The sequence below is a fragment of the Stieleria sp. JC731 genome, from assembly GCF_020966635.1.
Taxonomy (GTDB): Bacteria; Planctomycetota; Planctomycetia; order Pirellulales; family Pirellulaceae; genus Stieleria.
In genome coordinates, this window is the sequence record NZ_JAJKFQ010000003.1 from 1 (window position 1) to 12,197 (window position 12,197).

Sequence of the window (12,197 nt, forward strand, 5' to 3'; positions counted from 1 at the left end):
AATAGATTTATCCACGATCACGAGTCTGTCTCATGGGCTTGTGGAAGCGGGGCGATCGGTTGATTTGAGCGCACTAGAGTCCGGATATTCGACGGACTTTGTCACTTCTGGCCCGGATATTGACCTATCGAATCTACGTGATGCTGATCACGCGGTGTTTACGATTGACGGTCGTGATTTGAATCTTGACACGGTTGAATCGATCGATGGTGCATCGTTTTATGTAAGCGGTGGAGTGAGCATCGAGATTCCATCGGTAACAACGGTAAGCAACACCTATGGCGACGTCTACTGGCGTGTGACCGGTTCGGGAAGTGTACTAAGTTTTCCGAACTTAACATCGGTAAACAACGGTACGGGACGGAACTGGGATACGTTTCTAGAGTCGCTTCAAGGTGGCAAGCTAGACCTTGGTAGGGTCACGGAGATCATCGATCCCAATTCAGGTGACTTGCGTCAACGTTCGGTTCAGGTCAAAGCAGAAGGAGTGGACAGCGAGGTTGACTTGTCATCGCTGCAGAACTTCGTTGACTACGCAGGTTCTGCAACAAGTGACAGTGACGGTGAGTACTCGCGACTCCACGCGACTCAAGGTGGGACGATCGCATTAGGCAATCATCTGACGACCCGTGGTATCTATATCCCGATTGAGCTCCAGAGCCGACTCTTGGTTGGGACGTTGGAGTTAAGTTCTAGTTCTTTGCTGAATGGATCAGGTTCAATTGTTGGTAATCTGATCAACCGATCGATGGTCAACACAAATTCTCTTTCAATCGAAGGGAGCTACTACCAAGTTGGAGGAAGTCTAGAAATTGGTTTCGATGGTAATTCAGAAAATTCACTTCAATCCCGTGTGGTCGTAAGCGACCATGCCGAACTTAGTGGTGCACTTTCAATATCAGAAGATGGTTTCAATCCTGAAATCTTGTTCGACTATCCGTTGATACAAGCTGCAAGTATTGTCGGGAAGTTTGATAGCGTTTCAGGGCATCAAACTTTTGATCCGTCAATCGAAATAATCTACGGTACTTCCGTGGTTGTTGCGAGCCAACTTTTTGATCGAACGCCAATCAACACATTTCTAGAATCGAATTCGGAAATGGGTAGGAGAGTCTTTTTCGACTCACTTCAGACGCTCGAAGGTAACGCAGAATTTCGGGTCGTTGCTCCGTCCGGTGATCTGGTCTTTGTTTCGAATACCATTCCGAACAATCCGGATATTGGAGATTTTGGGCCCTTCCGGTTGAATGAGGTCGGTAGCTACGAAGTCCAGGTGTTTGCGCACCCGGACGACAATGCCATAGTGACTTACGACCTTGTGGATGCGCCAGTCAAATCCTTTGATCTATCGGTCAATCGAGTGAATTCTGGCCAACTGTCAAATCCAGGGGAGCTTGATCTCTGGCATTTCAATGTCGACAAAGCTTCGATCTACGAAATGGAGGCTTCGCAGATCATTGGGCAGGGGGCAGTTTGGTTCCGAGTGGTCAATCCGAGCGGTCGTGTTGTCTTTGAAACGACAGAGGTAACTGGCGCAGCAGCTCGAATGCGTCACACATTCGATCTGTCTGAACCAGGCGAATATACAATTGAGGTACTTGGTCGAGGAGATAGCACTGCCAGCTACCAATTCTTGCTATACGGTCCGGAGAGCCCACGGATTGTTTCAAACGCAGTTCGAGGTTCGGATGATGAGTCGATCAATTCAATTTGGTTGTTCTTTAATCAGCCGATGGACACGAGTGACGGCAACTTTGATTTGGCAACAGACTTGCTTTCGCTTGAAACCCCTGATGGTGCTTTAGCCGCAACAGGTACTCGTTGGGAGAACGATGGGACCTTGGTGGTCAGCTTTGCGGAACAGACTGCCGATACACCGATCATTATCAGCTTGTCTCCTGGTATTTTTAGCCTGTCGGGCGTTCCGCTCGACCAAGACGCCGATGGAAATGCTGGGGAGGATCCAGATGATATCTACGTCGCGACGATCAGGAACGACACGATTGGTCCCAACATTTTTCTTACCGACCCGGACGCAACGGCTTCAGCCCCAATTGAGCAAATCACGCTCTACTTCAGCGAGCCGATCGATACGTCAACGTTTAGCCAGGATGACATTCTTCGTTTCGACGGTCCGGGCGGGTCACTGCTCAACCAGATCGAAGGTGTCCTGGTCGTCGACGATCACGTAAAAATCATCTTCGAACAGCAAATTGAATCCGGCGACTATTCGATTTCGATTGGTACGTCGGTTTTTGATCCAGCTGGCAATGCGCTCGACCAGAATCAAAATGGTGTTTCCGGTGAAGCCGAAGACATCTTCACCACCACCATACGCTTGACGTCCCCCGACCTGACGGTGACCTCGATCGCAAATCCCACCGCGGCAACTTACGGCGACGAAATCAGTCTCACTTGGACGGTAACGAATGAAGGTTCCGACCCGGCCGAAGGTTTGTGGTGGGACTACGTTTATTTGTCGGCGGACGAAACATGGGACTTGGACGACGCTTTGGTTGCACGAGTCCCCTATGATGCGGCCAGCGAAGGCGCGGTTGCAGCGGAAGGAGGAACTTACGACGGTTCCGTTACCGCCGCCTTGCCCGCTGTCTTGCCAGGCAATTATCACGTCATTGTAAGAACGAATTTGCTCAGCACGATTGCTGAGTCGGACATGACCGACAATGTTCTTGCTTCGTCAGACGCGGCATTGTTCGATTTACCAGAACTCGTTGATGCAACACCTGCGACGGTCGACGTCGACTATCGAGATTCTCTGTACTACAAGTTTGAGATACCGGAATTCGCGCAGGGCGGAAGCGTGCTGTTGCGATTCGGCACCGATGATACGACTGTTGCCAATGAACTTTACTTAAGGCGCGGAGCGATGCCGAGCGCGGCTGACTACGACGAACGCTCTCGGCAGGGACTGAGTTCCAATCAGTACATCATCCTTACCAATCCTGAACCAGGACCCTGGTATGCGTTCGCAGAGGTTTCTCCACACATCAGCCGTCTCGGCGAGTTAGGAACCGCGACGACCCAGGTCGAGTTCCTTGTACCCGGAGAATTCAGCGTAGTAGACACATCCTTTGGTCAGGGAGGCACCGCTGGGAACCGGACCATCGAGATCAACGGAGCAAACTTTGACCAAACACTGAATGTAAGCCTCAGTCAGAATGGGACCACTATCGCTCATGCCATGAATTACTACCGCCCCGGGCCCGAACAGCTATTCGCCACATTTGATCTGAGGCAGATGATCCCAGGTGACTACGACGTCGTTTTGACGAATATTTCTGCTCGGTCAGAAACCATCGCAAATGGATTTCAAGTCGTCGCTGGCGGCGGTTACACCAATCAGCCAACACTGACCTATCCCCCGGCGTTCCGCCGTGTCTTTCACAAGCCGTATGTTCACTTCCCAATGATTGTTTCGTGGGTAAATGAAGGGCTAAATGACGCCCCAATCCCTTTGATTCACGTCGCAAGCAATGAACCCTTCCATCGCGACTTGCAGGCCGCGTTGGCTGACAAGGGCGTCTTCGCGGAGACACTATTTGGATTTTCCAAAGTGGGCCCGCCGGGAATCCTTTTGCCCGGCGAGAGTGGAGAGCTGCAACTCTTCGTTGTTCCGCGGTTGCAAGGGGCAACTGAACTGGGTGAGAACGCTAATTATTACGTTGACAATCTTCTAAAAAATATTGATGCATCGTTTGACTTTGAAGCGTATCGCATCGTGTCTCGACAACGCGGGCTGTCGGACTCTGAAAATGACGCTCTGTTCAATAACTTTTCAGCGGATCAACGTGCCAATCCGACAGCGTTCCAAATTGCCCTTACCGAAGCGATAGGCAACCACAGCAACGATTCGGTTGATGGGATTGGCATCCTTCAATCAGCTGTCGCCGATCTTTTTGCCGCCTACGCTGCTGGTTTTGGGCAATCTCTTGTTGGGGCAATTGAAGAAATCCCTTACCAATCGCTCCGTTTAGGTGATGTCGTCGTCGCAACCAATGTAGAAACCAACGCGACTCATGCCTCATCGATTCATTCGGATGGCCGATTCGTATTCTCGCGACTACCCGTCGGGAACTACTTCCTCACAACGCCGCGGCATTTACCTCTTGAAAGTCCCGTCGCGATTGTTATCGAACCAAATCGGACGACTGAAGTCACATTGCAAATTGCGGCATCGGCATCGGTCAGCGGTTCACTCACCACCGCCGAGTCTTCCACCGCAATTGCTGGCGTGCAAGTGCGTTTGCTCAACGAGGATCGAGCTTTTACCACCGAAACAGATGCCAGCGGTGGATTTGTTTTTTCGATTGTTCCAATCGGCAACTACAAATTGATGTTCGAGTCGGCTGGTTGGCAATCTGTTCAAAAGGAAATCTTACTTGGGCAACCAGGAGTAGACAGTATCAACAATGATCTGACGAGTCTTCCTGCTCCACTCGTCATCGGCCGTGTAATTGATAGCGATACAGGGGCCGGCATCGCCGGAGCCGTAGTTTTGGGGAGCGATGGACTTGGTCATTCCGCTTCAACGCTCTCGAGTGCAGATGGAACTTTCCAGCTCAGTGGAATGCCTGCTGGGACCTGGACACTCGACGTGACAAGTCAAGGTAAAGTTCGGGAAACCGCTATCACGGAAGCTGCCGTTGGAAATCAGATTCTCGGCGAGATCACACTTCGAGAAGGAGCCCAGGTCGACGGGATTGTCAAAAACAGCAGCGGAGAGGCGGTGCCAGATGTGCAGATCAAAGCGACCGAGGTCAATGGAGACACCTATTTTGCGAACGTGGATTCATCTGGACGGTTCAGTTTGGACCAACTTCCCGGTGGCCGCTACGACATCGGAATTGAATCCAACCAGTTTGTTTCTGCATCGAAGGCCACGGTGGACGTACTAGCGGGTGTGAATCAAACTGGGATCGAAGTGATCGCCGGTGCAGCAGGGCATTTGCAAGGTCACATCTTCGACGCGAACGGTCAACCGCTGAGCAACGTGGAGGTGCGATTGGTCGGAAATCGCTACGGTAACCACGCAATTCAGTTGACTGACGACCAGGGGCTCTACGTCTTTGACCGGCTTTTATGGGATGTCTATTCCGTCACTGCGATCTTTGAAAGTCGTTTGTCGGTAACGCAATCGGTTGACTTGCGAGTAACGACGGACCAGCTATTGGACCTCGCCATCCCCGCGACATTTACCATCGAGGGCACCGTGTGGGATGCGACCGAAACCTTCGGGATCCCTGCGGCCAAGATACAGTTGTATGACGTGGTCAATAACATAGTCGCAATACAGGAAACAACTCAGGATGGTTCATTTCTCGTCGCCGGGATCCCCAATGGTTCCTACACACTTGTCGCCTCAGCGGACGGCAGACTGTTCAAGCCGGAAAACGTTGAAGTTCTAGATGGCAACATCACGCAGCCTCTGGTTGCCTATTCAGGATCTGTGACCGGTAGGATAACGGACCTGTCAGGGGCTCCGGTCATAGGCGTAGGTGTGGAGTTGATCGTCCCGACTACAGGTTCGCTGGGCTTGATTCGAAGTCGAGTTCGCTCGGATGATTCTGGCAGCTACACGATTGAAGGGGTACCCGCAGGTGACTTCAGTATTCGTGCGGTGGATGATCAAATCGGCAGCATTACCCGATCGTTTAATGCGGTGGCAAACAGCTCAACAATCGCTGACCTTCAATTTGAAGAAATGATCGCACTGGCTGGAGATGTCAAAGATTCAAGCGGAGATGCCTTGTCGGACGTCTTAGTTGTTATTTCGCTTCATGATTCTCTGGATGATAGCTATCGATTGACCCGCAGTGACGCCGATGGACAGTTTGCATTGGCGGGAATTTCGCCCGGCGTTTACGACGTCGTGCTGGTCAAAGACGGGTTCGAGATACAACTTCGCCAACTGGATTTGAATTCGAGTTCGAATCTCCAATTCGTTCTGGCAGAAGCTGCCGCAACCGTATTCCGCGTTGTAGATTCCCAAACTGGTTTACCACTGGATCAGGTAAGTGTCTACTTTTCGCTTAACGGAATCCCCATTGGTAATGCACTACAAAATGAATCCGGTGTGCTGTCTTTTCCCTCCAGCGGCGGCTGGCAACTCGTTGCCCTGCTGCGCAGCGGGGAATCGATCTCGACTCAAACCATTGCCTTGCCAGCCGGACAAGAAGTTAATTTAGAATCGTTCGGCTGCTCCAATGGCTGTGCCGTACTCGGTTCTCAGGGGAGTGCGGCCACGAGTGTGATGAATGTCGCCTTGTCACAGGCGGAAGGCGAATCCAGCGATGGACTCAACGACATTATCCAATTCGCGCCAAATCGAATCGATGACAATCGAGGGAGGATCGAAGAGTACCGACGAGCAAGAGACTATATTCAAAACCAATTTCAAGCGAATTTGCCCTCCATCACTCCGATACCAGGGCTTCCGTCTCTCCCAGGTCCACCACCGGCGATTTGTGACAAGGACGGTAAGTTGCTTGCTGAGTTTAGGAAATTGGAATCGACCTTTCAAGAACTGATTCAACAACGAGACGACCTAATAAAGCAAAAGCAGTTTCTGGACCAGACAGAGACGCATCTGCGCAGCAGCGCCGACAACGCCTTGAAACGCGCTGAGGATGCTATCCGAAGTGCCACCACTGATAATTACGAAGTAGAAGCCAAAGTGATCTTCTTGGCAGCGGTCGGTTATGCATATGGCGGCATCGGTAGTCTCGTCGCACTGATTCTGGGCCTTATTGATGCGACCGTCGAAAATATCGATAAAGCAAACGGAAACCTTAGCGTCTACGAATTCTCTCTTAATGAAGTCGTTCGGATAAGAAAAGAATTCAACGCGAAGATTCCAGCTTTCGAAGACCGGATTCGACAATTTCAAAAGGACGTCGAACAATACCTGGAAAACGTCAGAGATGCCGACTGCAGCCTACCGAACTTGGAACCGATCTCTGATGGCGGCTGTATCAACGACGGCCCTTTCACTGGGGACGTTCTTGACACCAAAGACCTAGCTACGCTCCGGGGGCTGGTTTGGCACATCCGTCGGCAGAATACGCGAGGCTTTTCAATCGACGGAAAGGGTAAATATCGATATGCGCCTGAAGATTGTGGCTCGGACAGTTTTACGTATGAGCTCGTGATAATTGCTACGGGCGTTAACGGGCCTGAAACTTATGTCCTTAGCGGAACGATTTCATTTGTGGTGACTGACGATTGCATCGATCCCCCAGACCCGGGACCGTGCCAATCCGTTGAACAAGATTGCGACGAATTTACGTACACGACAATGAACTGTGGCGCCGTCGACCCCAATGATATCATCGGTCCAATCGGTGCCGGTGAGCAACGATGGATTCCTAAGAAAGAACTACTTAACTATATAGTTCGTTTCGAGAATGATGCCGAAAAAGCGACAGCGCCTGCAGCTCGTGTGACGATCCGACAGCAACTCGATAGTGATCTCGACTTCAGTACGTTTAAACTCGGACAATTTGGTTTTGGTGGTACAGTATTCTCAAACGCGACTGGTCAATCGTCCTATCAATCTCGAATCGACTATACCGATTCGTTGGGGATTTATTTGGATGTCAGTAGCAGCATCGACATCTCAACCGGCGAACTGCTGTTCCAGTTCACCTCGATCGATCCTGAAACGGGGGCGGTTCCATTCAATCCGCTGCTCGGATTCCTTCCGCCCAACGTAAGTGGGTCCGAGGGTGAAGGGTTCATCAGTTACTCGATCAAGCCTAAAACGGGTGTCGCATCGGGAACCAAAATCGATGCGGTCGCGGAAATCATTTTTGATCAGAACGAAGCAATCGATACTCCTCCGATTTACAACACGATCGATGCCGAGATCCCTGGAAGTGCAGTTATGGACTTGCCTTCAGAAGCCTACCCGGGTGTGCTTGTCCAATGGGCCGGTGACGATCTAAACGGATCCGGGATTTCCCTTTACGACGTTTACGTTTCACGTAATGGAGAACAATTCGAACGTTGGCTTACGCGAACGTCATTGACAGAAGCTCCTTTTTACGCTGGTATCCCTGGTAGTACGTACTCGTTCTACAGCGTCGCGACCGACTACGTCGGATATCGAGAAACTCCCCCAACGGTTACCGATGCGATCACCACGATTCTTGAACCCGCGCGGGTCAGCCAAATCAGCGTTGCAAACGATCGACGATCACTCGATGTTCAATTCACTCAAGACATGGACATTGACGGTTTGATTCAGTCCGGAGCAATCAATGAAACGATCGGTATTGAGACATTCGACGGATCCGCATTTGATCTAGATGGCGCGCAGTATCAATACGATCAAGCAAGCCAAACTCTCTCCATCGAATTGACTACGGCAATTCCCGAGGGAACGTACCGACTCTCACTCGATGCCGTCGCACTCACCAACGACGCCGGCGGGCAACTTGCCAGCGGAATCTCCGGCACGACCTTCGCCGCATCCGACTTTGAAACTCCGTCCAATCTGATTGTGTCGGGATCGCCGTTAACCTATACCGGTAGTCTCGGTCCCCAGTGGATCGACTTCAACACCGATGGACTGCAAGACCTTCTTGTTGTCAACGAAGATGCCGAAGGCAACCACGCTCTGGAACTGTACCTCAACAGTGGCAACTCCAGTTCGCCTCTGTTTGATGATCCGATCATGGTCGAAGGGGATGAAGGTGAATTTCAATTGCCCGCACAGGCGACGTCGATGCCGATATTTCACGATTGGAATGGCGATGGCGAAACCGATTTGTTGGTTGCACTCGACGACGGCCGAATCGAACGATGGACGAACGTCAATACAAATGAACAACCCATCCTCTCGCGACCTCAATTGCTGACTTACGAAACGGGTCAGGGACCAGCCGAAATCGTCCTTTTCGCCAGCGCGATCTCAATGATCGATATCAACAGTGACGGTCGTCCCGACCTCGTCGTTGGAATGCAGGACGGAAGCGTTGTTGCTTTTATGGACCAATCGCAACGCGGCGCACCGTCGTTCGCGATCCCGCAGCTGATCATGGTTCGTGATCAAACGTTGGTTGCAACTTCGGTCTCCAATCTCGGGACCGGCGACCTCAACCACGACGGAAAGTCGGACCTGCTGATCACGTCCAACGACGGACACTTGCTGTTCTATCCGAATGTCGGTAGCAACGCGATGCGGTTTCTTGGTGGTTGGGATATTTCTGCGGAAGCGTTTGCTGGACTGCCAGCTGGAACGAGTGTCAGTTCTGCCACATTCGGTGACATCAACGGAGACGGAAGGACGGACCTCCTTGTCAGCAGTAACGACGGCATAGTTCATCAGATTTTGGCATTGGGTGAAACAACCTCGCTCGCTCGCACCTCGCTCATCGAAGCGGATCCAACCCAATACATCGAAGAGTTTGTGGTCAAAGAGTCCATGGTACCGATATGGACGAACCCACTTGAACCTCACGATGTCGACGACATGAACGGGGTGACAACGACCGACGCGCTCATCGTTATCAACTATATTGCGAGAGTTCCCGACGGCCGATTGCCGTCAGAGGAAACCGTTCCGCATTTCTACTACGACGTGAATGGAGACGAGGTTGTTTCGCCGATCGATGCGTTGCGAGTGTTGAATTTTCTTGCAATTCACGGTTCAGGTGAGCAAGAACATCTGGTTCGCAAACCAGCAGCGGTGACGCTGAAAACTGAACGCGAAACTCTATTGATTACCGATGAGGCTCTGACTGAAGACACTTTTGATGTCGGAAGTGCTGTCGAACCGGCCGCGGAAAACCTGAGTTGGTCAGTAGAAGTTGATGAAATGTTTGCCGGGGATCTGTTCCGCCTAAATGAAGTTTCATTACTTCAGAAAGAGAAGACGGAAGAGATCGTTCGCGAGTTCGAAGTGTTAAAGCTTTTCTAGCAGTTGGTCTGGAAACGCTTAGTCCGGCCTTACATGTCTGCTTGGTGGGATTCCTCCACCAATCGGTGTCCGTGTGAACCAATCTTGCTGGCACTGAATTCGGAATTCATTCAGTCCAAAAATGGGAAACACCGCTTCAGCTAAAAGGGTAGCTAGGTTTTCCGTTTTCGGTCCGATAAGCTCATGTTTGTCGATGCGATTTCGATCAGCCTGCATTGGACGAACGTCAGTTGGACTTTATAAATAGGTTTCTGATTAGTCGATGTTGGCTTGTTGAGCGACATCACAAATCGAATTCGCAAGTGACGAGCTGGGCCTCAGCTTGAGGCTCGCCCGGTTGCTTGGGTGATCTTTCTTAGGCGTTCGGCCAGTTCGTCGTTGAGGTCCAGATAGGGACAACGCCAACGCCAACATTCCTCACCGACACCTGGGATGTTCATCCGGGCCGTTTCGTCGAGGCTGAGTAGATCTTGTATCGGGGCGATTGTTAGCTTGGCTTTCGATTCCCAAATCAGTCGAATCATCTCCCACGCAACGTTGTCACTGTTTACGTGACGCTTTAGGTATGTGCGGAAGTTTTTCGATTCATCCGGAGTCATCTCTTTGTTAAACCAGCCGACGACCGTGTTGTTGTCGTGCGTTCCGGTATATGCAACGCAGTTTTCGGTGTAGTTGTGTGGAAGGTAGGGGTGGTCGACGAGGTCTCCACCGAATCCAAACATCAACACTTTCATGCCTGCAAGACTGTACTGCTCCATGACCTCGTGAACATCCTCGGTGATTGTTCCGAGGTCTTCGGCGACGAAACGGTCGGCATCAATTTGTGCGAACACGGTTTCGAGAAAGTCGTGAACGGGAACATCCGCCCAATGTCCATTTATAGCCGTTTCTTCCGACGCGGCGACTTCCCAGTACTGGACCAAGCCACGAAAGTGATCGATGCGAATCACATCATACAGTTCCGTGTTGTGCCGAAATCGATCGACCCACCATTGATACTTTTGTTCTTTCAGCACGTCCCAGCGATAGACCGGGTTGCCCCATAGTTGTCCTGTCGCACTGAAATAGTCCGGCGGCACGCCAGCGACCCATTCGGGCTTAAAGTTGTCTGCGAGCTTAAAACATTCTGGGTTGGCCCAAACGTCTGCACTGTCAGTTTCGACATAGATCGGCAAGTCGCCCATGACTTGGACGCCTTTACTGTGGCAGTACTCGCGGACGGCGTTCCACTGTTTCCAAAGAAGGAATTGAACGAACCGATGGAAGTTCAACTGGTGTTCGTATAGCTTTGCAAATCGCTGCAGTTCGGCTTCGTCAGGCAAGCGAAACGGCTCTGGCCATTCGCACCAAATCTGACCACCAAAGACTTGTTTGAGGACAACGAACTTCGCGTAGTCCTCGAGCCAATGAGACTGGCTATCGACAAAGGCAGAGAACTCGTCGGCGAATTTGCCAGTCTGTTGAAAGACTTCGAAAGCCTGCATCAACAAAGCTTCCTTGAGCATCTTGACGCGACGAAAGTGCGCCGGACCGCTTTCGCGAGCGTAGATGTATTCGACGTGTTCTTCCGTCACCAAGCCTTCTCGGAGGAGCACTTCTGGACTGACAAGCAGTGGATTAAGTGCGAACGCCGACAAGCTGCTGTAGGGAGAATTCCCGGTTAGCGAGCTGGTTACTGTCAGTGGCAAGATTTGCCAGACCGATTGTGATGCTGCGCTAAGGAAATCTACGAACCGAAAAGCTTCGGGACCAAGATCGCCGATTCCAAATCGTCCGGGCAAAGAGGTGACGTGCATGAGCACGCCGCTTTTTCGATCATTCATGCGAAAGGTCGTTGAACGTCAATCAGATACAAGGATGAAACGCATCGCTGAACAATGGAAGTTTCGTGCGACGACCGGTCATGAAATCTGGGGTCGTGAAGTCAATTGCTCAACAGTTCAGTGTACCCGGTGTCTAAGGGACTCGCGGACTTGCGTTTGATGTAAATCCGACATCATTCGCGGCGGAGCGGACAATCGCATGAATTGCAAACAAGGTTGATTCGGTTCCCCTTAACTTTGACGCTTCGCACCGATAACGAGCCATTGCGGGATCTAGGAAAGTGTCTGATTAACGACACAGGTCTGCCGTTGGGAACATCAATACACACCTTGATCGCAGAATTGCTGCTCAGCAAATGAAGTTCTTATGACGTAGACCCGGCCTCCCCCACGGGTGTGTCTGATACCTCTACAATCGAGCCGTTGGATTTCGT

Annotated in this window: 2 protein-coding genes; one reads left to right on the forward strand and one right to left on the reverse strand. The window is 51.2% G+C overall.

The annotated features are described in order from the left end of the window. The first annotated feature begins 64 nt into the window (after positions 1–64). Positions 65–9,940 carry a carboxypeptidase regulatory-like domain-containing protein gene (locus LOC67_RS10880; RefSeq protein ID WP_230262627.1) on the forward strand — a complete coding sequence of 3,292 codons (9,876 nt, stop codon included), beginning with the start codon at positions 65–67 and terminating at the stop codon, positions 9,938–9,940. 317 nt (positions 9,941–10,257) lie between these two features. On the opposite strand, the gene malQ is transcribed toward LOC67_RS10880, so the two are convergent. After that, positions 10,258–11,763 carry a 4-alpha-glucanotransferase gene (malQ, locus tag LOC67_RS10885; protein ID WP_230262628.1) on the reverse strand — a complete coding sequence of 502 codons (1,506 nt, stop codon included), beginning with the start codon at positions 11,761–11,763 and terminating at the stop codon, positions 10,258–10,260. Positions 11,764–12,197: the final 434 nt, after the last annotated feature.

Excerpts from the sequence above, each read along its gene's own strand:
- malQ (WP_230262628.1), bottom strand. The coding sequence starts at position 11,763 with ATGAATGATCGAAAAAGCGGCGTGCTCATGCACGTCACCTCTTTGCCC.